General features: G+C 72.5%; 26 protein-coding genes and 1 pseudogene. 14 read left to right on the plus strand and 13 right to left on the minus strand.

The window, feature by feature from the left end:
* Window positions 1-34 precede the first annotated feature (34 nt).
* Entirely contained in the window at window positions 35-1,030 is a 996-nt protein-coding gene (locus tag AB0368_RS01765) for a LacI family DNA-binding transcriptional regulator (protein WP_366151834.1), read from the plus strand.
* Between the two features lie 4 nt (window positions 1,031-1,034).
* Here AB0368_RS01765 and paaK read toward each other — a convergent pair whose 3' ends face one another.
* From paaK to paaI, 3 genes are read right to left on the minus strand one after another with little or no spacing between them, the layout of a single operon-like run.
* Window positions 1,035-2,342, minus strand: a complete 1,308-nt coding sequence (paaK, locus tag AB0368_RS01770; RefSeq protein WP_366151835.1) for a phenylacetate--CoA ligase PaaK — start codon at window positions 2,340-2,342, stop codon at window positions 1,035-1,037.
* Between the two features lie 23 nt (window positions 2,343-2,365).
* Entirely contained in the window at window positions 2,366-3,001 is a 636-nt protein-coding gene (locus AB0368_RS01775) for a TetR/AcrR family transcriptional regulator (protein ID WP_366151836.1), read from the minus strand.
* A complete protein-coding gene (paaI, locus tag AB0368_RS01780; protein ID WP_366151837.1) occupies window positions 2,998-3,402 on the minus strand; it encodes a hydroxyphenylacetyl-CoA thioesterase PaaI in 405 nt (134 codons plus the stop codon). The genes AB0368_RS01775 and paaI overlap by 4 nt, the downstream gene beginning before the upstream one ends.
* Before the next feature lie 83 nt (window positions 3,403-3,485).
* Here paaI and paaN point away from each other — a divergent pair, with 83 nt between their 5' ends.
* The 10 genes from paaN (at window position 3,486) to AB0368_RS01830 (ending at window position 14,104) form a co-directional block, all read left to right on the plus strand.
* Window positions 3,486-5,171 (plus strand): phenylacetic acid degradation protein PaaN, encoded by a 1,686-nt coding sequence (gene paaN, locus AB0368_RS01785; protein ID WP_366151838.1) that lies wholly within the window; start codon window positions 3,486-3,488, stop codon window positions 5,169-5,171.
* Window positions 5,164-6,342, plus strand: a complete 1,179-nt coding sequence (locus AB0368_RS01790) for a thiolase family protein (protein WP_366151839.1) — start codon at window positions 5,164-5,166, stop codon at window positions 6,340-6,342. The genes paaN and AB0368_RS01790 overlap by 8 nt, the downstream gene beginning before the upstream one ends.
* On the plus strand, window positions 6,342-7,076 hold the full coding sequence (locus AB0368_RS01795; protein ID WP_366151840.1) for an enoyl-CoA hydratase/isomerase family protein: 735 nt from the start codon (window positions 6,342-6,344) through the stop codon (window positions 7,074-7,076). Before AB0368_RS01790 ends, AB0368_RS01795 begins: the two co-directional genes overlap by 1 nt.
* The gene (locus AB0368_RS01800; RefSeq protein ID WP_366151841.1) at window positions 7,073-7,924 is read left to right on the plus strand and encodes a 3-hydroxyacyl-CoA dehydrogenase family protein; all 852 of its coding nucleotides are present in this window, start codon (window positions 7,073-7,075) and stop codon (window positions 7,922-7,924) included. The genes AB0368_RS01795 and AB0368_RS01800 overlap by 4 nt, the downstream gene beginning before the upstream one ends.
* Window positions 7,921-8,850 carry a 1,2-phenylacetyl-CoA epoxidase subunit PaaA gene (gene paaA, locus AB0368_RS01805; RefSeq protein ID WP_366151842.1) on the plus strand — a complete coding sequence of 310 codons (930 nt, stop codon included), beginning with the start codon at window positions 7,921-7,923 and terminating at the stop codon, window positions 8,848-8,850. The genes AB0368_RS01800 and paaA overlap by 4 nt, the downstream gene beginning before the upstream one ends.
* On the plus strand, window positions 8,847-9,143 hold the full coding sequence (gene paaB / locus AB0368_RS01810) for a 1,2-phenylacetyl-CoA epoxidase subunit PaaB (RefSeq protein ID WP_366151843.1): 297 nt from the start codon (window positions 8,847-8,849) through the stop codon (window positions 9,141-9,143). The genes paaA and paaB overlap by 4 nt, the downstream gene beginning before the upstream one ends.
* A gap of 10 nt (window positions 9,144-9,153) precedes the next feature.
* A complete protein-coding gene (gene paaC / locus AB0368_RS01815; RefSeq protein ID WP_366151844.1) occupies window positions 9,154-10,125 on the plus strand; it encodes a 1,2-phenylacetyl-CoA epoxidase subunit PaaC in 972 nt (323 codons plus the stop codon).
* A 68-nt stretch (window positions 10,126-10,193) separates the two neighbouring features.
* A complete protein-coding gene (gene paaD, locus AB0368_RS01820) occupies window positions 10,194-10,685 on the plus strand; it encodes a 1,2-phenylacetyl-CoA epoxidase subunit PaaD (protein ID WP_366152375.1) in 492 nt (163 codons plus the stop codon).
* A gap of 2 nt (window positions 10,686-10,687) precedes the next feature.
* The gene (gene paaE / locus AB0368_RS01825) at window positions 10,688-11,746 is read left to right on the plus strand and encodes a 1,2-phenylacetyl-CoA epoxidase subunit PaaE (protein ID WP_366151845.1); all 1,059 of its coding nucleotides are present in this window, start codon (window positions 10,688-10,690) and stop codon (window positions 11,744-11,746) included.
* A gap of 144 nt (window positions 11,747-11,890) precedes the next feature.
* On the plus strand, window positions 11,891-14,104 hold the full coding sequence (locus AB0368_RS01830) for an EAL domain-containing protein (RefSeq protein ID WP_366151846.1): 2,214 nt from the start codon (window positions 11,891-11,893) through the stop codon (window positions 14,102-14,104).
* Between the two features lie 46 nt (window positions 14,105-14,150).
* On the opposite strand, the gene AB0368_RS01835 is transcribed toward AB0368_RS01830, so the two are convergent.
* From AB0368_RS01835 to AB0368_RS01845, 3 genes are all read right to left on the minus strand, one after another.
* Complete coding sequence (locus AB0368_RS01835) at window positions 14,151-14,753, minus strand: methyltransferase domain-containing protein (protein WP_366151847.1); 603 nt, start codon at window positions 14,751-14,753, stop codon at window positions 14,151-14,153.
* 214 nt (window positions 14,754-14,967) lie between these two features.
* The gene (locus AB0368_RS01840; RefSeq protein WP_366151848.1) at window positions 14,968-16,440 is read right to left on the minus strand and encodes a hypothetical protein; all 1,473 of its coding nucleotides are present in this window, start codon (window positions 16,438-16,440) and stop codon (window positions 14,968-14,970) included.
* Between the two features lie 228 nt (window positions 16,441-16,668).
* Window positions 16,669-18,669, minus strand: a complete 2,001-nt coding sequence (locus AB0368_RS01845) for an MMPL family transporter (protein WP_366151849.1) — start codon at window positions 18,667-18,669, stop codon at window positions 16,669-16,671.
* Between the two features lie 77 nt (window positions 18,670-18,746).
* On the opposite strand from AB0368_RS01845, the gene AB0368_RS01850 reads away from it, so the two are divergent.
* The gene (locus AB0368_RS01850; protein WP_366151850.1) at window positions 18,747-19,235 is read left to right on the plus strand and encodes a MarR family transcriptional regulator; all 489 of its coding nucleotides are present in this window, start codon (window positions 18,747-18,749) and stop codon (window positions 19,233-19,235) included.
* Window positions 19,236-19,238: 3 nt separating this feature from the next.
* Here the strand turns inward: AB0368_RS01850 and AB0368_RS01855 are convergent, their stop codons facing one another.
* The 4 genes and pseudogenes from AB0368_RS01855 to AB0368_RS01870 all read right to left on the minus strand — a co-directional run.
* Window positions 19,239-20,183, minus strand: coding sequence for a nitroreductase family protein (locus tag AB0368_RS01855; RefSeq protein WP_366151851.1), 945 nt, complete (start codon window positions 20,181-20,183; stop codon window positions 19,239-19,241).
* Entirely contained in the window at window positions 20,180-20,347 is a 168-nt protein-coding gene (locus AB0368_RS01860; protein ID WP_366151852.1) for a hypothetical protein, read from the minus strand. The genes AB0368_RS01855 and AB0368_RS01860 overlap by 4 nt, the downstream gene beginning before the upstream one ends.
* Before the next feature lie 78 nt (window positions 20,348-20,425).
* A complete protein-coding gene (locus AB0368_RS01865; protein ID WP_366151853.1) occupies window positions 20,426-20,734 on the minus strand; it encodes an ATP-binding protein in 309 nt (102 codons plus the stop codon).
* Window positions 20,735-20,877: 143 nt separating this feature from the next.
* Window positions 20,878-20,943 (minus strand): annotated as a pseudogene (locus AB0368_RS01870) (hypothetical protein); the annotation flags it as partial.
* Here AB0368_RS01870 and AB0368_RS01875 point away from each other — a divergent pair.
* Window positions 20,917-21,711: a response regulator transcription factor gene (locus AB0368_RS01875; protein ID WP_366151854.1), complete on the plus strand. Its 795-nt coding sequence runs from the start codon at window positions 20,917-20,919 to the stop codon at window positions 21,709-21,711. The pseudogene AB0368_RS01870 and the gene AB0368_RS01875 sit on opposite strands and share 27 nt — an antisense overlap.
* A 2-nt stretch (window positions 21,712-21,713) precedes the next feature.
* Here AB0368_RS01875 and AB0368_RS01880 read toward each other — a convergent pair whose 3' ends face one another.
* The gene (locus AB0368_RS01880; protein WP_366151855.1) at window positions 21,714-22,628 is read right to left on the minus strand and encodes a nucleoside hydrolase; all 915 of its coding nucleotides are present in this window, start codon (window positions 22,626-22,628) and stop codon (window positions 21,714-21,716) included.
* Between the two features lie 47 nt (window positions 22,629-22,675).
* Here AB0368_RS01880 and AB0368_RS01885 point away from each other — a divergent pair, with 47 nt between their 5' ends.
* Window positions 22,676-23,632: a TIGR03885 family FMN-dependent LLM class oxidoreductase gene (locus tag AB0368_RS01885; RefSeq protein WP_366151856.1), complete on the plus strand. Its 957-nt coding sequence runs from the start codon at window positions 22,676-22,678 to the stop codon at window positions 23,630-23,632.
* Here the strand turns inward: AB0368_RS01885 and AB0368_RS01890 are convergent.
* Both AB0368_RS01890 and AB0368_RS01895 read right to left on the minus strand, forming a co-directional pair.
* On the minus strand, window positions 23,629-24,294 hold the full coding sequence (locus tag AB0368_RS01890) for a lysophospholipid acyltransferase family protein (protein ID WP_366151857.1): 666 nt from the start codon (window positions 24,292-24,294) through the stop codon (window positions 23,629-23,631). The genes AB0368_RS01885 and AB0368_RS01890 overlap by 4 nt on opposite strands.
* Complete coding sequence (locus AB0368_RS01895) at window positions 24,294-24,839, minus strand: TetR/AcrR family transcriptional regulator (protein WP_366151858.1); 546 nt, start codon at window positions 24,837-24,839, stop codon at window positions 24,294-24,296. Before AB0368_RS01895 ends, AB0368_RS01890 begins: the two co-directional genes overlap by 1 nt.
* Window positions 24,840-24,875: the final 36 nt, after the last annotated feature.

Raw genomic sequence — 24,875 nt, forward strand, 5'->3', positions numbered from 1 at the left:
GAGTCGATCTCGATGTCTGTCAAGGGGTGCTTCCGTGGATCAACGGCCAAGGCTGGAGGACGTCGCCGCGCGGGTCGGCGTCTCCACGGCGTCGGTGTCGCTGGTGCTGCGCGGGGCTTCCGGGCCGAGCGCGGAGACCCGGCGCAGGGTTCTCGAAGCGGCCGCTGAGCTGGGATATCGCGCCGATCGCACGGCGAGCATGCTGGCCCGGCGCCGACGGCATCTGCTCGGTGTGATGCTCGACATCCGCAACCCGTTCCACGCCGAGCTGGTCGAGGAGATCCAGGCCGAGGCCGATCGGGTGGGCTACGAGGTCGTGTTGTCGACACTGACGCGCCATCGCGGCGAGGAGCGGGCGGTGGAGACGCTGCTCGACTTCCGGTGCGAGGCGGTCCTGCTGCTGGGCCCGGACTGCACCGACGAGCGGCTGGGTGTGCTGGCCGGCCAGATTCCGGTCGTCACCATCGGCCGGCGGGTGGCGGACCCCGGCGTCGACGTGGTGCGCTCGGCGGACCACCTCGGCGTCGCGGAGGCGCTGACCCATCTGATCGGCCTCGGGCATCAGCGCATCGCGTTCCTCGACGGCGGCCGCGGAGCGGTGGCGGCCGCCCGCCGCCGCGGCTACCGCGACGCCATGCGCCGGGCCGGGCTGCAGGACGAGATCAGGATCATCCCGGGCGACCACACGGAGGAGGGCGGCATCCGTGCCGGGCGGCTGCTCGCGGCCGCCCCCGGCCGCCCGACGGCGGTCGTGGCGAGCAACGACCGCCTGGCCGTCGGTCTCATGGATGCGTTCGTCCGCGCCGGCCTGGAGACACCCCACAACCTTTCGATCGTCGGGTACGACGACAGCACCATGGCCCGCCTCGCCCACATCGACCTGACGACGATCAACCAGGACGCACCCGCGCAGGCGAAGTTCGCGGTGAGTGCCGCGGTCCAGCGCCTCGACGAGGACAGGAGGGAACGGATGGAAATGGTCCTCACGCCCCATCTGGTGATCAGGGGCAGCACGGGGCCGCCGCCCTGACCGGTCAATCCTTCGGGCGCTCGTCCACGACCCGGCGCATCTTGCCCACGGACCGTTCCACGCCGTCGGGATCGATCACGTCGATGGCCACGCTGACCCCGATGGTGTTCTTCACCAGCGTGGCGAGTTCGCGTCCCGCCGTCTCCGCCGCCGCCGGCTCGACCCCGTGGCGGCGCTCCACCTTGACCGTCAGCGTGTCGAGGCGGCCGGCGCGGCTCAGCACACATTGAAAGTGGGGTGCGAGCTGGGGCGTACGCACGATGAGCTCTTCGATCTGGGTCGGGAAGAGGTTGACGCCGCGCAGGATGATCATGTCGTCGGTGCGGCCGGTGATCTTCTCGATCCGGCGCATCGGGCGGGCCGTGCCGGGCAGCAGGCGGGTCAGGTCGCGGGTGCGATACCGGACGACGGGCATCGCCTCCTTGGTCAGCGAGGTGAAGACCAGCTCCCCGGCCTCGCCGTCCGGCAGCACCTCACCGGTCGCCGGGTCGATGATCTCCGGATAGAAGTGGTCCTCCCACACGTGCAGACCGTCCTTCGTCTCCACGCACTCGGTCGCCACGCCCGGACCCATCACCTCGGACAGTCCGTAGATGTCCAGGGCATGGATGTCGAGCTGCTGTTCGATCTCAGTACGCAGATCCTGGGTCCACGGTTCCGCGCCGAAGATGCCCACCGCGAGCGACGTGCCGCGCGGATCGACGCCCTGCCGGCGCATCTCGTCCACGATGGCCAGCATGTAGCTGGGCGTCACCATGATGACGTCCGGTTTGAAGTCGTTGATCAGCATCACCTGGCGTTCGGTCATGCCGCCCGACACGGGGATCACGGTGCAGCCGAGCTCCTCGGCGCCGTAGTGCGCGCCGAGGCCACCGGTGAACAGGCCGTACCCGTAGGCGACGTGCACGCGATCGCCAGGTCGCCCGCCGGAGGCGCGGATGGAGCGTGCCATCAACCGTGCCCAGGTCCTGAGGTCGTCCCGGGTGTAGCCGACGACCGTCGGCCGGCCCGTCGTCCCGGACGACGCGTGCAGGCGGGAGATCCGGTCCCGGGGCACCGCGAACATGTCGAACGGATAGTTGGCCCGCAGGACCGCCTTGTCGGTGAACGGGAACTTCGCCAGGTCGGCGAGCTCGCGCAGGTCGTCGGGGTGGACCTGGCGCTCGTCGAACATCCTCCGGTACTGCGGCACGTTCTCGTAGGCGTGCCGCACCGACCATTGCAGCCGCTGGAGCTGCAACGCGCGGAGCTCGTCGATGGAGGCGCGCTCGACGGGTTCGAGGTCCTCGGGTCTGGGGGAGCGGTCCTGCATCGCCTACTTCTCCTAACGGAACCTCACTGCCTCGTGCGCAGGCCGTGGAAGGCGAGCGCGCTGACGGTGACGGCCAGCTCGTCGGCGCCGCCGCGCTCCGGGCTGTACCACTCGATGAGGGAGTTGACCATGCCGAAGACCAGGCGGGCGGCGGTGGGCGGATCCACGTCGGCGCGGATCGCCCCCTCTGCCTGGGCCTGCCTGACCAGCGCGGTGACCTGCTGGTCGAAGACCCGGCGGCGGAACAGGGCCTCGGTCTCGACGTCGGTGTTGCCGCGTACGCGCAGCAGCAGCGTCACGTACGGCAGGCGCTGGGCCAGCACCACCACGCTCAGCTCGATCAGCTTCTCGAGGCGCTCGAGGGCGGTGGCCTCGGTCATGCCCTGCACCTGCGCCATGGCGTCGTCGAGCCCGTCGAGGGCATGGTTGACCGCCAGTCGCAACAGCTCCTGCTTGCTGCGGACGTGGTGGTAGACGCTCGACTTCGTGATCTTGAGGCGTCTGGCCAGGTCGTCCATGCTGGTGGCGTCGTACCCGCGCTCGTTGAACAGCTGGACGGCGGCGGTCAGGACCGCCTCCAGGTCATGGCCGGGGCGGCCGCGGCGGGTCCGGGCGGCCTGCTCGATCAGCAGGCCGAAGGTCTCCTCCATGCTGCTCATGCCGGCCGTCCCGGGCTGATCATGCGGCTGCGGCCGCGGAATTCGGCGACCACGTCACCGGCGCGCGTCACCGTGACGTCGTAGATCCCGCTGCGGCCGCTGATGGACCGTTCCCGCGCGTGCGCCTCCAGCTGGTCGCCGGCTGCGGTCGGCCGCAGGAAGGTCACGTCAGCGCCGGCCGCGACGGTGACCGGTCCGTGGCTGTTGCAGGCACACGCGAAGGCCGTGTCGGCGAGTGCGAAGACAAAACCCCCGTGGGTCATGCCATGACCGTTCACCATTGACTCCGTGACCTTCATCCGTACGACCGCAGCACCGTCACCTGCGGATACAAGCTGCATCCCGAGCTGCTGGGAGGCCTTGTCCCGCGCGAACATCTCGTGCGCCGCCGTCTGTGCCATCAAACTCCGATCTTGGCCCGCCCCTTGATTACCGACCGAATGGACGGTAAATATTATGCACACCCAATCGCAAAGGAGCGCCGGTGACAACCCCCGCCGAGTTCTACGAGACGCACCGTGAGCTGCTCGACAAGGCGATCGAGGCCGCCGGTGCGCGTGACCACTGGTCGGCCTATCCCGAGTCGCCGAGCAAGTCCGTCTACGGCGAGGACGCCGCCGGTGCCGGGGAGCAGGCGTTCCAGGCGCTGCTGGGCAAGGACTTCCCGGTGGAGGTGCCCGGCGCCACCACCTCCGTCGCTACGGAGCGCTCGCCGTACGGTATCGACCTGGGCATCCGTTATCCCAAGGGTGAGCCGGCCGACCTGGTCGCCGCCGCCCGCGCGGCCCTCCCAGGCTGGCGGGCCGTGGGACCGCAGGGGCGTGCGGGCGTCGCCGCCGAGATCCTCAAGCGCATCAACGCGCGGATCTTCGAGATGGCGCACGCGGTGCAGCACACCTCGGGCCAGGCGTTCGTCATGGCTTTCCAGGCCGGCGGCGCCCACGCGCAGGACCGCGGGCTCGAGGCCGTCGCGGTCTCCCTCGCCGAGTCGACGCGGATTCCCGCCACCGCCACCTGGACCAAGCCCCAGCGCGGCGACGCCCTGCGACTCGAGAAGACCAGCACGGTCGTCGGCCGTGGTGTCGCCCTCGTCATCGGTTGCAACACCTTCCCCACCTGGAACGGCTACCCAGGGCTGTTCGCCAGCCTCGTCACCGGCAATCCGGTCATCGTCAAGCCGCACCCGGGCGCCGTCCTGCCGCTCGCGATCACCGTGCAGATCGCCCGCGAGGTGCTCGCCGAGGCGGGGCTGGACCCGAACGTGGTCACGCTCGCCGTGGAGGAGCCCGGCGACGGCATCGCCGCGACCCTGGCCACCCACCCCGACGTGCGCATCGTCGACTTCACCGGCTCCAGCGAGTTCGGCAACTGGCTCGAGGCCAACGCCCGGCAGGCCGTCGTCTACACCGAGAAGGCGGGGCTCAACACGGTCGTCGTCGACTCCACCGACGACTACAAGGCGATGCTGCGCAACCTGGCCTTCTCGCTGTCGCTCTACAGCGGCCAGATGTGCACCACCCCGCAGAACCTGCTCGTTCCCGCAGGCGGCATCGAGACCGACGCGGGGCACCGCAGCCCCGAGGAGTTCGCCGCCGATCTCGGCGCCGCGCTCGACAAGCTGCTCGGCGATTCGAAGCGCGCCGCCGGCACGCTCGGCGCGATCGTCAACGACGGTGTCCTCGCCCGTCTCACCGAGGCCGGATCACTGCCGAGCGTCGTCCACGGCTCGACCGAGGTCGCCGACGAGCAGTTCCCCGGTGCGACGATCCGCACGCCGCTGATCGCCCGCCTGGACGCGGCCGACGAGAAGGCGTACACGAGGGAGTGGTTCGGGCCGATCTCCTTCGTCATCACGACCGAGTCCACCGAGCACAGCCTGCGCCTGTTCACCGAGACGGTCAGCCACCACGGTGCCCTCACCGCCTCGGTCTACTCGACCTCCGACGACGTTCTCGCCGCCGCGCGCGAGGCTGCGCTGGACGCGGGGGTGCACCTGTCGCAGAACCTCACCGGCGGTGTCTTCGTCAACCAGACCGCGGCCTTCAGCGATCTGCACGGCACCCCGGCCAACCCCGCCGCCACCGCGGCGCTCAGCGACGCCGCGTTCGTGACCGGCCGCTTCTTCACCCTGCAGTCGCGCCGTCACGTCGCCGAGGAGAGCAATGCCTGACGCGTTCCTGGTCGGCGGCGTCCGCACCCCTCAGGGCAAGTACGGGGGCGCGCTGTCCGGCGTGCGCCCGGACGACCTCGCCGCGCTCGTGGTCGGTGAGGCCGTCCGCCGCGCGGGCGTCGCCGCCGAGGCGATCGACGAGGTGATCCTCGGCGCCGCCAACCAGGCCGGCGAGGACAACCGCAACGTCGCCCGGATGGCCGCGCTGCTGGCAGGCCTGCCCGAGACGGTGCCCGGCTACACGGTCAACCGGCTCTGCGCCAGCGGCCTGACCGCGATCGTCTCCGCCTCCCGCGCCATCCGCAGCGGCGAGGCCGACGTCGTCGTCGCCGGCGGGGTTGAATCGATGACCCGGGCGCCGTGGGTCATGGCCAAGCCCGGCACGCCGTGGGCGCGGCCCGGCGAGATCTTCGACAGCTCGCTCGGCTGGCGCTTCACCAACCCGAGGTTCGACGCGCAGCAGACGCTGACCATGGGGGAGACCGCGGAGGAGGTCGCCGCCCTCGACGGCATCACCCGCGAGGACAGCGACGCGTTCGCCCTGCGCAGCCACGAGCGGGCGGTCGCGGCGATCGACGCGGGCCGCTTCGAGGCCGAGATCGTCCCGGTCCCCGTCAAGGACGGCGAGGTCACCCGGGACGAGGGCCCGCGCCGCGGCAGCACCCTCGAGCGCCTCGGCGCTCTCAGGCCGGTCTTCCGCAAGGACGGCCTGGTCACCGCCGGATCGTCGTCACCGCTGTCGGACGGCGCGGCGGCGATCGTCGTGGCCAGCGGCGAGGCCGTCGAACGGTACGGCCTGACGCCGCGTGCCCGCATCGTCGTGTCGGCGAGCGCGGGGGTGTCCCCGCACATCATGGGCATCGGGCCGGTGCCCGCCACAGAGAAGGCGCTGGCCCGGGCCGGGTGGGGCGTCGGCGACCTGGACGCCGTCGAGCTCAACGAGGCCTTCGCCGCGCAGTCGCTCGCGGTCATCCGCCGGCTCAAGCTCGACGAGGACCGCGTCAACGCCGACGGCGGCGCGATCGCGCTGGGTCACCCGCTCGGTTGCTCCGGGGCGCGCCTGGCGGTCACGCTGCTCGGCCGCATGGAGCGTGAGGACGCCCGGCGGGGCCTCGCCACCCTCTGCGTCGGCGTCGGGCAGGGCGTGTCCATGCTGGTGGAGCGCGTCTGATGGCAGAGACCCTTCAGGTCGAGGAGCTCGACGACCGGGTCGTCGTGACACTGCGGCGCCCCGGGTCGCGCAACGCAATCAACGCGGCCATGGTGCGGGAGCTGCACGACGTGTGCGGGATGCTCGAGGACCGGCCGCGGCTGCTGCTGCTCACCGGCGACGACGGCACCTTCGCTGCCGGGGCGGACATCGCGGAGCTGCGGGAGCGCGGCCGCGAACAGGCGCTGCAAGGCATCAACAGCCGGCTTTTCGACCGCATCGCGCGGCTGCCGCTGCCCACGCTCGCGGCCGTCGACGGGTACGCGCTGGGCGGCGGCGCCGAGCTCGCGTACGCGTGCGACCTGCGGATCGCCTCGCCCACCGCGGTGTTCGGCAACCCGGAGCCCGGGCTCGGCATCCTCGCAGCGGCGGGAGCCTGCTGGCGTCTGCGGGACCTCGTCGGCGCCTCCGTGGCCAAGCAGGTGCTGCTCGCCGGCCGCCGGCTCGATGCCGACGACGCCTGCCGGCTCGGCCTGGTCGCCGAGGTCGTGCCCGCCGGCGAGCTGCTCAAGCGGGCCCACGCGCTGCTCGACCGGATGGCCCGTTCCGGCCCGCTGGCCCTGCGCCTGACCAAGCTCGTCGCCGACGCGCCGGGCGGCCACCCGGTCACCGACGACCTGGCGCAGGCGATCCTGTTCGAGTCCGACGACAAGCGTTCGCGCATGGACGCGTTCCTGGCGGGAGAGCGGCGATGAGCGGCGTACCGAAGCGGGTCGGCGTCATCGGCGGCGGGCGGATGGGTGCCGGCATCGCCCAGGTCTTCGCCGCGGCCGGCGCCGTCGTGACGGTCGTGGAACGCGACCCGGGTGCCGCGGCAGCCGCGCGGGAGCGGGTCGCGACGGGGCTGCAGCGCGCCGCCGAGCGCGGCAAGCTCGCCGAGGACGCCGTGGTGGTCCTCGAGCGCGTCGAGCTGTCCGGCGAACTGCCGGGCGACGCCGGGCTCGTCGTCGAGGCCGTTCCCGAGGATGCGGCGCTCAAGGTTCAGGTGCTGGCCGCCGCGGAGAGTGCCGTCGGCGAGGGGACCGTGCTGGCCACCAACACCAGCTCGCTGTCCATCGCCGGGATCGCCGAGGGGTTGCGCCACCCGGAGCGGTTCGTCGGCATGCACTTCTTCAACCCGGTGCCTGCCAGCAGCCTGGTCGAGATCGTCGTCGGCCCGCAGACCGCGGACGCCGTACGCGACGCCGCGGCCTCGTGGGCGGCCGAGCTGGGCAAGACCGCCGTGGTCGTGCGGGACTCGCCGGGGTTCGCCACCAGCCGCCTGGGTGTGCTGCTCGGCCTCGAGGCGATCCGGATGCTCGAGGAGGGCGTGGCCGACGCGGCGTCGATCGACCGCGCGATGGAGCTCGGCTACCGCCACCCGATGGGACCGCTGCGCTCCACCGACCTGGTCGGCCTCGACGTGCGGCTCGCCATCGCCGAGCACCTGCACCGCGAGCTCGGCGAGCGGTTCGCGCCGCCGCGGCTGCTGCGGGAGAAGGTCGCGCGCGGTGAGCTGGGCCGCAAGGCCGGGCAGGGCTTCTACAGCTGGGAGGCGTCATGACCGACGGCGAACAGGTCTTCGCGGACACCATCGCGAAGGACCAGCGGGTCGAGCCGCGCGACTGGATGCCGGACGGCTACCGCAAGACGATGATCCGCCAGATCGCCCAGCACGCGCACTCCGAGATCATCGGCATGCAGCCCGAGGGCGAGTGGATCACCCGGGCGCCCTCCCTGCGCCGCAAGGCGATCCTGCTGGCCAAGGTGCAGGACGAGGCCGGACACGGGCTCTACCTCTATTCGGCCGCCGAGACGCTCGGCGCCGACCGGGGCGACCTCACCCGCCGGCTCATCGAGGGCCGGCAGAAGTACTCGTCGATCTTCAACTACCCGACGCTGTCGTTCGCCGACGTCGGCGTCATCGGGTGGCTCGTCGACGGCGCCGCCATCTGCAACCAGGTGCCGCTGTGCCGCAGCTCCTTCGGGCCGTACGGCCGGGCCATGATCCGCATCTGCAAGGAGGAGTCCTTCCACCAGCGGCAGGGCTACGAGCTGCTGATGACCATGATGGGTGGTACGCCGGCGCAGCGCGAGATGGTGCAGGACGCAGTGAACCGCTGGTGGTGGCCCTCGCTGATGATGTTCGGGCCGCCCGACGACCAGTCGCCCAACTCGGCGCAGTCGATGGCCTGGAAGATCAAGCGGCACAGCAACGACGAGCTGCGGCAACGCTTCGTCGACATGTCCGTCCCCCAGGCCGAGGCGCTCGGCGTCACGCTGCCCGACCCGGAGCTGGCCTGGAACACCGAGCGGGGCCACTACGACTACGGCACGCCGGACTGGGACGAGCTGAAGCGGGTGATCTCCGGGGACGGGCCCTGCAACGCCCAGCGGATCGCCCACCGGCGCAGGGCGGACGAGGACGGCGCCTGGGTGCGCGAGGCGGCCGCGGCGCACGCGGCGAAGAGAGCGGGAGTGCCGGCATGAGCGGCGAGATCAAGCACGAGTGGCCTTTGTTCGAGGTGTTCGTACGGGCCAAGCGAGGGCTCAATCACGTCCACGTCGGTTCACTGCGCGCCGCCGACCACGAGATGGCGCTGCACCACGCGCGCGACCTCTACACGCGGCGCAACGAGGGCGTGAGCATCTGGGTCGTACGCTCCGACGACGTCGCGGCGTCCAGTCCCGACGACAAGGAGGCGTTCTTCGCGCCGAGCGGCGACAAGATGTACCGCCACCCGACGTACTACGCGATCCCCGACTCCGTACCGCACATCTGAGGGGATCGCCATGTCCTTCGACGCCGCCTACGAGGCGCTGACCGATCACGACGACGATGCGCGGTGGGCGTACGGCACCGGGTTCGCCGATCCGCTCGCCGGGGTGGACACGGCCGTGCCCGCCGGCGTGGACCGGGCTGAGCTGGGCGCGTACTGCGTCATGCTGGGCGACGACGCGCTGATCATGTCCCACCGGCTCCAGCAATGGGTCACGCGTTCGCCCGAGCTCGAGGACGAACTGGCGATCGCCAACATCGGCCTCGACCTGCTCGGCCAGGCCCGGCTCCTGCTCAGCCGCGCCGCCGAGGTGGAGAGCGCCGGTCGCGACGAGGACGCGCTCGCCTACCTGCGGGACGAGGGCGACTTCCGCAACGTACGGCTGACCGAGCGTGCCGACCCGGACTTCGCGCACCTGATCGCCCGCCTGCTCGCCTTCGCCACCTGGCGCCTCGCGCTGCTCGACCGGCTGACCGCGTCGGCGGACCCGGTGCTCGCGGCGATCGCGGCCAAGGGTGTCAAGGAGGTGACCTACCACCGTGACTACGCGGCCCAGTGGGTCGTCCGCCTCGGCGACGGCACCGACCTGTCCCACGAGCGCATGCAGGTGGCCATGGACGCGATCGTGCCGCTGCTCGACGAGCTGTTCGTGGCGCACGAGACGGAACTGCGGCTGGCCGAGGCCGGGGTCGCAGTGGACCCGTCGGGCCTGCGGGAGGAGTTCGACGCCGTGTGGGCGCAGGTGATCGAGGCCGCGACCCTGCGCCCCGCATCCGGACATGCCCCCGCGCCGGTCGTCGGCGCCCCGGCGGATCCGGCGGCTGGGGCTGTAAGTCCGGCGGTGTCTCAGGCGGCGGGTTCCGCGGCCGGTGGGGCGGCGGGTCCGGCGGCGGGGGGGCGGCACGGGGTGCACACGCCTGCCATGGCGGAGATCCTCGCCGAGCTCCAGGGAATCGCACGATCGCTGCCCGGAGGTGCGTGGTGACCCGCGCGTCCGCCACCGCGGTGTCCGGTGTCGCCGCCGGTGGGGTCGGCTGCACCGCGGCGGTTGCGGTGCCCAGCGCCCGCGAGGTCGCCGGGCGGGTCGCCGATCCCGAGCTGCCGATGCTCACCCTCGCCGACCTCGGGATCCTGCGCCACGTCGAGGAGACCCAGGACGGCGTCGTCGTCACCATCACCCCGACCTACTCCGGCTGTCCCGCCATGGACGCGATCCGGGACGACCTCACCGCCGCCCTGCGGGGGGCCGGATACGCGCGGGTCGACGTGCGTACCGTGCTGACCCCGGCCTGGACCACCGACTGGATCACCGTTGCCGGGCGGGAGAAGCTTGCCGCCGCCGGCATCTCTGCGCCCGGGCCCGCGCCGCGCCGGGCTGGTGGGCCGGTGCCGCTGACGCTTGGGGCGTCCCGCCGGTCCGTGCCGTGTCCCCGATGCGGGCACCCGGGCACCGAGGAGATCGCCGCGTTCAGCGCCACCGCCTGCCGTGCCCTGCGGCGGTGCCCCGCCTGCCGGGAGCCGTTCGAGCACGTGAAGGAGATCTGACCGTGGTGGTGCGGGAGTTTCATCCGCTGCGGGTCGCGGCCGTGGAGCGGCTCTGCGAGGACGCCGTCGCCGTCACCTTCGACGTGCCAGGGGACCTCGCCGACCGGTACGCGTTCCGGCCGGGGCAGTCGCTGACGGTCCGGCGGGCACGGGGAGGGGCGGACGAGCGCCGTACCTATTCGATCTGCGCGCCCGCGGGGGGCCGGCCGCGGATCGGGGTGCGGGAAGTGCCGGGCGGGGCGGTCTCCTCCTGGCTCGTGCGCGAGGTGCGCGCCGGCGACGAGGTGGAGGTGGCGCCGCCCACGGGAGCGTTCACCCCGGACCTCGAGGCCGGCGGACGGCATGTGCTCATCGCCGCCGGCTCCGGGATCACCCCGGTGCTGTCGATCGCCGCTTCCCTGCTGCTCCGGCCCGAAGCCCAGGTCACCATCCTGTACGGCAACCGGCGCGCCGACACGGTCATGTTCGCCGAGGAACTCGCCGACCTGAAGGACGCGTACCCGTCGCGGCTCGAACTCGTGCACCTGCTCTCGCGGGAGCCCCGCGAGGTCGAGCTGCTGACCGGGCGGCTCGACGCCGACAAGCTCCGCACGCTGCTTCCGCTGCTGATCGACGTGATGGCCGTGGACCACTGGTGGCTGTGCGGACCGTTCGGCATGGTCACCGACGCCACCGAGGTGCTCAGCGAGGCCGGGGTGGCGCCGGAGCGGATCCACCGGGAGCTGTTCTGGGTCGACGAGGCCCCGCCCGAGCCGCTGCGCGACGAGCGGGAGCCCTCCGGCCCGAGCAGCGACGTGACGGTCATGCTCGACGGACGGTCGACGACCGCGGCGGTGCCGGAGGGCCAGACCATCCTCGAAGGCGTCCAGCGGTCCCGGCCTGACCTGCCGTTCGCCTGCAAAGGCGGGGTGTGCGGCACCTGCCGGGCTCGGGTCATCGAGGGGGACGTGCGGATGCGGCGCAACTTCGCCCTGGAGCCGGGCGAGGTGGCGGCGGGGTTCGTGCTCACGTGCCAGTCCGTGCCGGTGTCGGCCAAGGTGATCGTCGACTTCGACGACTGACGAGCCCGATTCCGGGCCGCCTCCCGGGCTGGCTCGCGGGTCGGGCTGGCCGCGGCCCACTGAGCCGGGCAACCCCGGGCCGTCGGCCATCCATGGCGTGCCGAAACTCTCACAACCCAGCCGCAACCGCCGATGGTGCAGGGCGTGCAACCGGTCGAGATCGACGACCACACCGCGGAGTACTGGGCGCGCCAGATCCGGATGGGCGCGTTCATCGCCGCTGGTGTGACGCTGCTGGGCAGCATCCGCGTGGCGGTTTCCTGGCCGCCGGATACGCGCTGGTGGGTGCTGCCGCTGATCCTGGCCGCCGTGGTGCAGGCGGGAGCCCTGGGTCTGCCGTGGGCGCGGTACGTGCGCAGCTCCCGTACCCGTAAGTGGTTGGTGCTCTGGTGGGTTGCCGAGTTGCCGGCGATCTGGTTGTTCGGGGCGACTGACGACGAGGGGCCGATGGCCTACCTGCCGTGCGTCGCTCTGGTGCTGGTCACCGCCGCGGCGCTCTACAAGCCGGTGGTGGTCGTGGCGCTGGGTGTGGCGTCGGTCGGCGGGTACCTCGTGCTGTTGCCGCTGCGTACCGAAGTCGATGTCATCGCGATGGTGGTCTTCACCGCGATCATGGCCAGCGTCGCGGCCGTCTGCGCGGTCAACGCGCAGAGCCGGCGGCGGCTCGACGCCCGGCGGCGGTCCAGCGAGCGCCGCACCGAACTGCTCCTGGAGGCGTCGTCGGACGCGGTCTTCGCCATCGACGTGCACAACACGGTTCGGTTCGCCAGCAGCTCGGTGCGGTCGATCCTCGGCCTGGCGCCGGGTGAGCTCACCGGGCCGAAACTCGGCGACCTCCTCCACCCGGACGAGGTGCCCGGCGCCCGGGCCTGGCTGCATGCGCTCTTCGCCGCGCCGGCCGGGCACACGTCGCGCACCGAGGTGCGCATGCGGGCCGCCGACGGGTCGTGGGTCTATCTCGACGTCATCGGCACCAATCGGATCGACGACCCGGACCTGCGGTCGGCGGTCATCAGCCTGCGTGACATCGGTACGCGCCGCGCGCTCGAGGAGCAGCTGACCCGGCAGGCGTTCACCGACTCCCTCACCGGGCTGCCCAACCGGGCGCTCTTCCGGGACCGGCTCGAGCAGGCGGTGGCGCGGGTCCGCGGCACCGACGTGGCCGTCCTGCTCATCGACCTCGACGACTTCAAGCTGGTCAACGACAACCTCGGGCACAGCCTCGGCGACGAGTTCCTGGTCGCCCTCGCCACCCGGCTGCGCTGCGAGATGCGGCCCGGCGACACCCTCGCCCGGCTCGGCGGCGACGAGTTCGCCGTGCTCCTCGAGGACATCGACGAGCCGTCCGCGGTCGGGCTCGCCGAGCGGCTGCTGCGGGCCGGCCGGGGGCAGGTCCGGCTGGGCAGCCGGGAGGTGAGCTGCTCGCTGAGCATCGGCATCGCCGGCGGCACCCGCCCCGCCGAGCAGCTCCTGCGCGACGCCGACCTCGCCATGTACGCGGCCAAGCGCGCCGGCCGCAACGGGTACGCAGTGTTCGACCCGTCGATGTCGCGCTCGGTGCTGGAGGAGGCGCAGCAGCGCGTCGACATGGAACGCGGGCTCGCCGAGAACCAGTTCCTCGTGCTCTACCAGCCCGTCGTCGACATGCGCACGCAGCGGCTCACCGGGGTGGAGGCCCTGGTGCGGTGGGAGCATCCGGAGCGGGGGCTGCTGGGACCGTACGAGTTCATCGCGAACGCCGAGGCGAACGGCCTGATCGTGCCGCTCGGCCGCTGGGTCCTGCGGGAGGCCTGCGCGCAGCTGGCGCAATGGCGCCGCGAGACGCCCGCGGCGGCCGATCTCCGGGTGAACGTCAACCTGTCGGCCCGGCAGTTCCAGTACGAGGGCCTGGTGGACGACGTGGCCGCGGCCCTGGCCGATGCCGGCATCCCGGCGAGCTCGCTCACCCTCGAGATCACCGAGTCGATGCTGATGGAGGACGTGGCCGCGGCCATCGAGACACTCGGCGCTCTGCGGCGGCTCGGCGTGCGTCTCGCCATCGACGATTTCGGTACGGGCTACAGCTCCCTCAACTACCTCAAGCAGCTGCCGGTCGACATCATCAAGATCGACCGTACGTTCGTGGAGCAGGTCGACACCGACGCGGACGACGTGGCGCTGGTGGACGCGGTCGTGGGACTCGGGCAGGCGCTGCGGCTGCAGACGGTGGCCGAGGGCATCGAGACGGACGGGCAGTGGGAGATGCTCCGCCGGATCGGGTGCGACCAGGGTCAGGGCTACCTGTTCGGCCGCCCCGACGACCCGGCGTCGGTGAGCGCACTGCTCGCGCGGCAGGCGGACGTCGCAGCGGTCAGCTGAGCGGCGGGTGCCGGCTGAGCGGCGGCCGTCCGGGGCATCATGAGCCTCAGTCGGGGCGGCGGGCGAGGATGAAGATCTGGCTCTCCTGCGGGCCGCCCGCGGGGGTGAAGTCGACCGTCTCAGCGCTCTCCACGACGAGACCCGCCTCGGCGACGCGCGCCGCCAGCTCGTCCTGCGGATAACCGGAGACGGTGACCGGCACGCCGAGGAACTCGATGGGCAGGCTGTCCGCGTCCATGTTGACCATGCCGAGCCCGAAGTAGCCGCCCGGCTGCAGCCAGCCGGCGATCTTCGCGAGGGTCTGCTCGATGTCCGCGCGGCTGAGCATGAGCAGGGAGAAGAACGCGGTCACCGCGCCGAAGTTGCCGTAGTCGGCGGGCAGCTCGCGGACGTCGGTCTTGACGAACTCGGCGGCCGGGACCTGGTCGCGGGCCAGCTTCAGCATGCCCTCGGAGATGTCCACGCCGACGACCCGGTGGCCGGACTCGGTGAAGATCTTGGCGGTGGGGACACCGGTGCCGCAGCCCAGGTCGAGGATCGGGGCCGTCGCGGGCACGAGCGAGTCGATCCGCTCGATGAGCGCGGCCTGATGCGGGTTGTGGCTGTGCTCGCCCTGGTAGAGCTCCGCGAGCTGGTCGAATGCCTCCATGCGGCGCAACCTACCGGGTCACCCGGACAGGATCCATGGTCCCAATGTCCTCTTCGGACGACCATCCGGCGCACCCGTGGAGCGAAACGGCCCGACATGCCGCCAGTGGTCCCTGCATGGAAACGGCCGGACGTGCAGCCGGTGGCTCGGACAGGGAGACGGTCCGGGTCGCCGGTGGCGGCCCGGACCGTGTCGTCCGTGCGGTGCTTGCCGATCAGTCCTCGCGCATCTCCGCCCGGCGCTTGCGCGTCGCGCTGAGGGCGAGCAGGCCGGCGAGGATCAGCACCGCTCCGCCCAGGCCGACCGTCGTCACGTTGGCGCCGGTCAGCGCCAGCCGGTTGTCGCCGGCCGCCTCGACGTCCCTGACCTCGGTGGTGTCCGTCGCCTCCGGCTCGTCCGGGGCGCCGGTGTCCTCGTCATCGTCGCCGGCCGCGGTCGCCGCCTGCGTGGACTCGCTCGGCTTCGGAGCGGTGGTCTTGCCGGACTCGTTCCGCGCCGGGGTCGTGTCCGAGTCGGAATCCGCCGGAGCGGTCGTCGTCTTCACCGGCTTCGGGGCCTTGGTGGGCTCGTCGTCCTTCTTCGGCGGGATGGTCACGGTCGGAGCCTTCGGCGGGGTGGTGCCCGTCTCGGTCTTGGGCGGGGTCGTGGCGCCGCCGTTGCCACCGTCGCCCTGGTCACCACCGTTGTCGCCCTGATCGCCGTTGTCGCCACCGTTGTCGCCCCCGTTATCGGCCGGGGGAGTCGTGGGCTGGTCCTGGCCGCCGCCGTTGTCGCCATCGCCCTGGTCGCCACCGTTGTCGCCGCCGTCGACGAGGACGCGGACCGCGTCGATCGCCGGGGTCTGGTTGGCGCGCTGCATCATCGGCACGCGGTGCGAGCCGTCACCGGCCCACGACGCGCACTGGGCGACGCCCGCCTGCGGCATTCCCGGCACCTGGATCGTCACGGTGTCCGGCTCGGCGCCGCCCTTCTTGTCCTCGGTGGCCACGAAGAACGCCGGCACCGGGGCCGGGTCGACCGCCTCGTCGGTGCTCTGCAGCATCCGGCACGCGGTGTGGAAGTGGCCGCGGACCAGGCCCTGGTCGGTGAGGACCGAGCTCTCCACGTAGTAGCCGCCCTGCCCGGCCGCGAGGAAGCGGTCCCGTACGAGGTTGCGGGTGCTCACCTTCAGCGTGAAGGGCTCGCCGACCTCGACCTGCCGCGGGAACTCGGTGATCAGCAGGGTCGGGTTCTTCGCCGCCTCGCCCACCTCGCCGAACTCGGTGGAGACGCAGCGGTTGCCGTTCTGGAAGCCGTCGTGCGGGGTGAGGCGGCTGTCCTCGCACGTGTCGGTGGTGATCTCGAGGCCGTTGACGGTCTTCTTGACGGTGTTGCCGTCCTTGCACTCGGCGGCCGGCTCGGGCGCGTTGGCCCGCTCACCCTTGGCGAGCTGGCCGTCGCCCTTGTGCTGGACGTCGCCGTCCTTGTCGGTGTAGGTGCCGACCTTGGGGTCGGTCGCCGCCTTCGAGCCCGTGGGCGCCGCGGTTCCGGCGGCGGGCGCGCAGGCCGCGACCTTGTTCTCGCCGGCGTCCGAGATCTGGGTGATGCCGATGACACCGCCGAAGGCGACGAGGACCGCCACCGCGGCGATGAGACGACGGTCGGGGCCCCGGCGGGTAGCGGCCCGGCGGTAAGACGACCTTCGCATGGGTGATACCTCTTCTGTAGTCTCGCGCTCATCGTCAGCAACCATTCGCAGGTCTGCCGACAGCCGTTTCCGGCCCCCTTCTGAGCTGGCCCCCAGACGGTAAGTTCCGAGGCATCGGAAAGCCATTCTCGGCCATATTTTTCAGGCATTCTTAGGGATGAATTAAAGAAGAAATATGGGGTCGTCCCAGAACCGCGGGCATCATCCGAACGGATGATGCCGGAGGGTTCAAAGCCGGGCCGGATTTTTTCGGAATTTCGTCGGCCACCAGAAGCGGTCACCGAGGAGGGTGGCCAGGGCCGGGACCAGGAGGGTACGCACGAGCAGCGTGTCGAGCAGCACCCCGAGGCCGACGATGACGCCGATCTGGGTCAGCGTGATGATCGGCAGCACGCCGAGCACCGCGAAGACCGCCGCGAGCAGGATTCCCGCACTGGTGATGACCGCGCCGGTCGCCGAGAGGGCGTGCATCATGCCGTCCCGGGTGCCGCGGTGGGCGGCCTCCTCCCGGGCGCGGGTGACCAGGAAGATGTTGTAGTCGACGCCGAGCGCGACCAGGAACAGGAATGCGTACAGCGGGACCTGGTTGTCGAGACCCGTGCGGAACAGCAGGGAGCCTGCCCCGAGCGCTGCCGCGAAGCTCGCGATGACGGTGGTGATCAGCAGCAGCGCCGCGACCACCGCGCGGAGCAGGAGTCCGAGGACGAGCAGGACCACGAGCAGGATGGCGGGCACGATGACGGTGAGGTCGTGCCGGGACGCGTCACGGTTGTCCAGGTCCGTCGCCACGCTTCCGCCCACCAGGGTTCCGGGTACGGCGTGGACGGTGCTGCGCAGCGTACCGATGGCGGTGTAGCTCTCGGGCGTGCCCGGCGCCGCCTTGAGCACGGCGTCGATCCGGACCACCGCCGGGGTCTGCTCGGCGATGCGGGACCGGGCCACGCCGGGCGCCGAGGCGACCGCCGCCAGCACCTCCCGGGCGCGGTCCGGGGGTGTCAGGACGACGACCGGGCCGGCGGTCCCGGCCGGGAACGAGCGGCTGAGGGTGTCGAGGCCGTCCACCGACTCCGCCTCGACGCGGAACTGCTCGGTCTGGGACAGGCCGAGGCTCGTACCGGGGATGCCTGCCGACAGCGCGCCCAGGACCACGATGGACACGGCGGTGACCAGGCCGGGGCGGCGGGCGACCGCGGCGCCGGCGCGCGACCAGAGGCCGTGCGAGAGGGTCGTGCCGACGCGGGGGACGAAGGGCCAGAACAGTCCCCGGCCGCACACCACCAGCGCCGGGGGCAGGACCACCAGGGCGAAGAGTGCGGCCACGCCGATGCCGAGGGCGGCGGTGACGCCGAGCGCGACCGTGTCGCCGAGGCTTGCCAGCAGCAGGGTGATCAGGCTGAGCACGACCGTCGCCGCGCTCGCCGCGACGGCGGGTCCGGCGCCGCGCAGAGCTTGTCGCATCGCCTCCCGGCGGTCCTCGTGCTGGTGCAGTTCCTCGCGGTATCGGGAGATGAGCAGCAGCGCGTAGTCGGTGCCGGCGCCGAAGACGAGCACGGTCACGATGCCCACCGTGGAGTCGCCGATCGTCAGGCCGGTGTGCCGCGACAGCACCGCGATCAGCCCGCTGCTGACCTGGTCGGCCAGGCCGACGACGGCGAGCGGTGCGAGCCACAGCACCGGGCTGCGGTACGTGATGAGCAGCAGCACGGCCACCACGACCACGGTGACGATCAGCAGGTTGGTGTTGGCGCCGGTGAAGCTGTCGGCGATGTCCGCGGCGAATCCGGCGCCGCCGGTGACCTGCGCGGTCAGTCCGGTGGGCAGACCCGCCCGGGCCGACTGCCGCAGGGCGCCGACCTTGGCGATGAGGTCGGCGGCGGGCAGGTCGGCCGGCAACGGTACGGCGATCAGCGCCGCATCCCGTCCCGGAGAGAACACCGGCGGGGAGGACGCCCGCAGAGCGCCCGCGTCCGCGGTGATCTTCCGCGTGTCCGCCTCGGTCAGCGCCCCGCCGCCACGGCTGTAGACGATCAGCGCCGGGTTGCTCTGCCCGGACGGCAGCTCGCGTTGCAGGGCGGCGACCCGGGTGGATTCGGCCCCCGCGGGCAGTGTGGCGGTCGGATCGTCGGACGTCCGGACCTCCCCGGCGCCGCCGATCACGGCCCCGGCGGCCAGGACGGCGACGAGCAGCACGAGCCAGGCCGTCAGCCGGCCGGTGAGAGTACGCAGCACCGTGGATCCCTTCGCCGTGAAGTATCTCGACCATCGAGATTCTCCGCGACAGGCCCGCGATCTGCAACACTGGCGGCGTGTACCGGGCGCGGAATTCGGAGCGGGATCGGCTCCGTGAGGAGATCGTCAGCCTGCTGCGGTCGTACAGCGTGGAGGCCCAGGAGGTGGGGCATGCGTTCGCGCAGCGGCAGGGGCTGCACCCCACCGACCTGCAGGCGCTCATCGCGGTGATGCATGCGGAGGGGCGTGGCGACCCGCTGACGCCGGGACGGCTGGGCGAGGAGATCGGGCTGTCGTCGGGCGCGACCACGGCCGCGATCGACCGCCTCGAGCGAGCCGGGCACCTGCGGCGCAGCCGGGAGAGCACGGACCGCCGGGTGGTGCACCTGCGCTACGGCGAGCCCGGGATGGCGCTCGCGACGGCGTTCTTCGGCCCGCTGGGCCGGCGTACGGACGAGGTGATGGCCGGGTTCGGGGATGCGGAACTCGAAACGGTGCACCGCTTCCTCGCCGGCATGAGCGAGGCCTTGGCGGCACACCACCGTGAGGTCCGCGAGGCCGGCTAGGACTCAGTCCAGGACGTCGTCCAGCGGCCGTCGCGGCGTGACGCGCCCGGCCTGGCCGAAGCCGACCCGCAGCGCTATCTGCGGCACACCCGTGCGGCCCAGCGACCGGCGCAACTGCCCGCGGGCGGCGGGCACCTCGATCGGCTGCGAGATCATCGAGGTCGCCAGGCCGGCATCGGTGGCGGTCAGCAGCACGCGCTGCAACGCCTGGCCCGCGGCGACTTGATCCACCGGCCGGTCCGCGTCCGTGCCGAGCACCGCCAGCAGCGGTTCCGGCTCGAAGTCCCGGCCGGCCGCCCGGCGGCGCTCGGAGTAGGGGCGCTGCGGCAACAGGTCGTACGACTCGGCGGCGGGTGCACCCGCGGTCACCGGTACGCCGTCACGGGCCGCGTCGGCGTGCGCCCAGGCGAAGAACTCGGCCTGGTAGCGCGGGTCCCGGCGCAGCACCCGGTCGGCGCTGCGCGCGATCTCACCGAACGCCGTCAACGCGGTGCCGCCCACCAGGAGGTCCAGCCACGCCGTCTCCTCGCGGGCCGCCTCGATCAGCCGTACCCGGATCTCCGACGGCACCGCGTCCGGCCAGAAGGGGCGCCGGTTGCTGTAGCGCCGGGGGATCGCCGCCGCGAGATCGGCCTCCGCGTACGTCGCGGGCCGCGGCGTGGCCGGCGTGAGCCGGGCGATGAGATCGCCGTGCGGGTGCAGGAGCACCTGCGCCGGGCGGCCGGCCACGGCCAGCGCCATCCGGGCGTTGAAGGTCGCCGCGCCGCAGGCGATCCGCACCGCCCAGCCGGCCGAGTCGGCGACCGTGAGCTGTCGCGAGCGGTCCGCGAGCACCTCGATCATCCCGTCGTGCAGCCGGAACCGCCACGGCTGGGAGTTGTGCAGCGAAGGGGCGCGGACCGCAGCCGCGACGGCTGTGCGCAGGTCGTCGCCCGTGTAGCCGGTCATGGTCGGCTCTTCTCGATCACGTCGGACGGCTCACGCCGCGGCGCCGGCGGTACTGGCGTGGCGCTCTCCGGGTAGCCGAGGCGGACGCCGATGCAGGGTTCGCCGATGCCGGCGAGCAGGCCGCGCAGCAGCCGTGCCTCCAGCGGCGCGGCGGGGGTGCTCACGGTAGGAACCTCCAGGTCGGTCACCTCACCACGATCACGCCTGCGGCCCCGGAGCGTTCAGGGCCGAAGGTCCCGACCTCAGGCCCCCAACGGCACGCGCCAGCTCAGCACCGTGCCGCCGGTCGGTCCCGGGCCGATCTCGAAGACGCCGCCCAGGTCACGGGCCCGCTCACCCATGTTGATCAGGCTGCCCCGGGCCGCCGCCGGGTCGGTGCCGACGCCGTCGTCCTCGATGCGGATCACCACCTCGCCGTCGGCGGCGCGGACCGATACGCGTACGGCGGAGGCCTGGGCGTGCCGCGCGGCGTTCGACAGCGCCTCCCGCAGGACGGCGAGCAGCTCGGGCACCACGTCGTCGGGCACCGCGCTGTCGACCGGGCCGGACACGTCGAGCGCCGCGCGGAAGCCCAGCGCGTCGGAGGCGGCCTCGACCGCGTCCCGCAGCTCCGTCCGCAGCGAGGTCCCGACCGGGCCCGCAGTTCGAAGATGGACCGGCGGATGTCGCGGATGGTGGCGTCCAGGTCGTCGACGGCGGCGTTGATGCGTTTGGCCGCCTCGGGGCGCAGCGCGTGCGGGGCCACGCCCTGCAGCTGCATGCCGGTGGCGAACAGCCGCTGGATGACGACGTCGTGCAGGTCCCGGGCGATGCGTTCGCGGTCCTCCAGCACCACCAGCTGCTCGCGTTCCTCCTGGGCGCGGGCGCGTTCGAGGGCAAGGGACGCCTGCCCCGCGAAGCTCGACAGCAGCGTCGTGTCGTCGACCCCGCCGACCGCGGCCCCGGCGACGATGAGCACGCCCTGAGGCAGGTCGACGCCGGCCAGCGGCGCGACCGTCGCCGGGCCCTGCGGATCCCCGCGCTGCGGCCCGACGTGGCGGTCCTCGACGCCCGGTTGCCCGACGGCAACGGCATCGACGTGTGCCGGGACGTGCGCGCGGTCGACTCGTCGATCAAGGGATTGATCCTCACCTCGTACGAGGACGACGAGGCGCTGTTCGCTGCGATCATGGCGGGGGCGTCCGGGTACGTGCTCAAGCAGATCCGCGGCACCGACCTGGTCGACGCCGTACGCCGGGTGGCCGGCGGCCAGTCGTTGCTGGACCCGGCGGTGACCCAGCGGGTGCTGGAGCGCATCCGCAACGGCGTGGAGCAGCCTCGTGAGCTGGCGTCACTGACCGACCAGGAGCGGCGCATCCTCGAGTACGTGGCGGAGGGGCTCACCAATCGCGAGATCGCGGGGCGGATGTTCCTCGCCGAGAAGACCGTGAAGAACTACGTCTCCAGCCTGCTGGCCAAGCTGGGCCTTGAGCGTCGCACCCAGGCCGCCGTCCTCGCCACCCGGCTGCTGGGCGAGCACCCGCGCTGAGGTCAGCTCCCGGCCAGGACGAGCCTGCGCAGCACCGGCCCGGCCGGCTCGGTGAGCGACAGGACGACCCGGGTGCGCGCCGCCACGGCCGGGTCCTCGGCGACCCGGCCACGCGTCGTCTCCGCGTCCACCCGCAGCCCCAGCATCGGCGCGTCGGCGGGGGTCACCGCGCCGGTCAGCACCGCCGCGGCCAGCGGGTCGTGCAGCGGCACCCGCCGCTCACCCAGCACAGGCTCGTAGTAGTCGAAGTACGCCGTCAGCATCTCCGCCAGCGCCGTGCCGAGCGGCGTGCCGTGGGCCCGCAGCGCCTCCTGGTCCTCGACGGCGAAGCAGTGCCGCATCGTGACGTCCAGCGGCACCAGGGTCACCGGCCAGCTCGCGGCGAGCACCTCGGCGGCGGCCTCCGGGTCGTTGGCGATGTTGGCCTCGCCGTGACCCGTGACGTTGCCCGGCACCCGGACGGCCCCGCCCATGACCGTCACGTCCCGGACCAGCTCCGGCAGCCTCGGCTCGCGGCGTAGCGCCATAGCCAGGTTGGTCAGCGGCCCGGTGGCGAGCACCCGGAGCGTGCCCGGGCGCGCGCGGGCCAGCGTGATCAGCAGGTCCGCCGCGGCGACCGGGATCGGGTCGGCGGCGGCGCGGGGGAGCACGACCCCGCCGATGCCGTTGCCGCCGTGCACGACGCCGGCACCGCCGCCGAAGCGGCCGTCGAGCGGGTGCCGGGCGCCCACCGCCACCGGTACGTCCCCGCGCCCGGCCAGGGCGAGCAGGTCCAGTGTGTTGCGCGCCGCCTGGTCGGCTCCGGTGTTCCCGCTGACGGTGCCCACGCCGAGCAGCTCCGTGGCGCCGAGCAGCAGGGCCAGCGCGAGGGCGTCGTCCACGCCGGTGTCGCAGTCGAGGTAGACGGGATCGGTCATGGGAGCCACGTTAGGGCAGAGGGTGTACCGGGGTACGTACGCGGCCCATGACGGACTACGGAATCCACTGCTCGCACGAGCAGATCCCGCCCGCCGACCTGCTCGCCGCCGTCGTCGCCGCCGAACGGGCCGGCTTCGACGCCGCGATGTGCTCCGACCACTTCTCGCCGTGGAGCGAACGGCAGGGACAGTCCGGCTTCGCCTGGTCCTGGCTGGGCGCCGCCCTGCAGGCGACGTCGCTGTCCTTCGGCGTGGTCAACGCGCCCGGCCAGCGGTACCACCCGGCGATCATCGCCCAGGCGATCGGGACGCTGGGCGCCATGTTCCCCGGCCGGTTCTGGGCCGCGCTGGGCACCGGCGAGTACAGCAACGAGCACGTCACCGGCGGTCCCTGGCCGCGCAAGGAGGTGCGCAACGCCCGGCTGCTCGAGTGCGTCGGCGTCATCCGCGACCTGCTGGCCGGCGAGGAGGTCACCCGCGACGGGCTGGTCACCGTCGACCGGGCCCGGCTGTGGACCCGGCCCGCCGAGCCGCCGCCGCTGATCGGTGCCGCGGTCAGCACCGAGACCGCGGCGTGGTGCGCCGGCTGGGCGGACGGGCTGGTCACCGTCAACGCGCCCGGGGAGCATCTGCGCGCGATGATCGCCGCGTACCGGGAGGCCGGCGGGCGCGGGCCGGTCTGCCTGCAGGTCCACCTCAGCTGGGCGCCGACCGAGGCCGACGCCGAGGCGATCGCGTACGACCAGTGGCGCAGCAACGTCTTCGCGCCGCCGGTCTGCTGGGACCTCGAGCTGGCCGAGCACTTCGACGCGGTGTCCGAGCACGTCACGCTCGAGCACGTACGGGCGAAGGTGAACGTCTCCGCCGACCTCGACCGCCACGTCGAGTGGCTCCGAGGCTATGCGGCGCTCGGGTTCGACCGGATCTACCTGCACCACGTCGGGCAGGATCTGATGCCGTTCGTGGAGACGTTCGGCGCCAAGGTGCTGCCGGCGTTGCGTTAGGCCGTACCGGAAAGCCGGTTGTATTCGGCGGCCCGCTCCTGGCCCGACAGCGCGGCGATCGCGTCCATGATCTGGTCGGTGGCCTCGCGGCGGGCCCGGCCCGGGCTGCCCGACGGCGGGCCGAAGCGGATCGGCTCGCCGAACCGGACTGTCACCCGGCCGGGCCGCGGCAGCCGTGCGCCGACCGGCTGCACCCGGTCGGTGCCGATCACCGCCACGGGCACGACCGGGGCGCCGGACGCCAGGGCCAGCCAGGCCACCCCGGTACGCCCGCGGTAGAGCCGGCCGTCACGCGAGCGGCTGCCCTCCGGGTGGATGCCGAACGCGTGCCCGTCCTTGAGCACGATCAGGGCCGCCTCCAGCGACGCCTGTGCCGCCCGGTGGGCGCCGCGCGGCACGGGAATGGCGTTGACGGCGGTCAGCGTGGTGCGGCTGAAGAGTCCGCGCAGGCCCGTACCCGTGAAGTATTCGGCCTTGGCCAGGAACGCGACCGGGCGCGGCGCCATCAGGGGAATGATGAAGCTGTCCAGGAAGGACACATGGTTCGCGGCCAGGATGACCGGGCCGTCGCCGGGGATGTGGTCGAGTCCCTCGACGACCGGGCGGAACATGACGCGCGACAGCGGGACGAGGACGGCGCGGGCGATGCGGGGCAGCAACATCAGGCCTCCAGGTACGCGTCGACGGCCGTCCGCAGCAGCACGTCGGCGTCGTCGGTCCCGACCACCTCCAGGCTGCCCCACAACGAGAGCTGCGCGATGCCGTGCAGGTTGGCCCAGAAGGCGCCCGCGGCGGCCAGCGCACCCGGACGGTCGGGGCCGAGCAGGCCGGCGAGGACCGCGAACAGCGGCTTGCTCGCCTCGCGGAGCCCCTCCCGGTTCCCGCTGAGCAGCTCGTGCCGGAACATCAGTTCGAACATGCCGCGTTCGGTACGGGCGAAGTCCAGGTACAGCCGGCCGAGCGCGAGCAGGCCGTCCCGCGGCTCGCCGCGCAGATCCAGAGCCGCGACACGGGTGGAGAACCGGTCGTAGCCGACCCGCGCCACGGCGGCGAGCAGGTCACGGTGGGTGGGGAACCATCGCCGCGGCGCACCGTGCGAGACCCCGGCGCGGCGGGCGATCTCGCGCAGGGACAGGGCACCGGTGCCTCGTTCGGCGACGAGCTCAGCCCCCGCGGCGACCAGGCGGGCGCGCAGATCGTCGGACATAGACAGTGTCTACCAGGCGGCGTAGACAGTGTCTAC

The sequence above is a fragment of the Actinoplanes sp. NPDC051475 genome, from assembly GCF_040689425.1.
GTDB lineage: Bacteria > Actinomycetota > Actinomycetes > Mycobacteriales > Micromonosporaceae > Actinoplanes.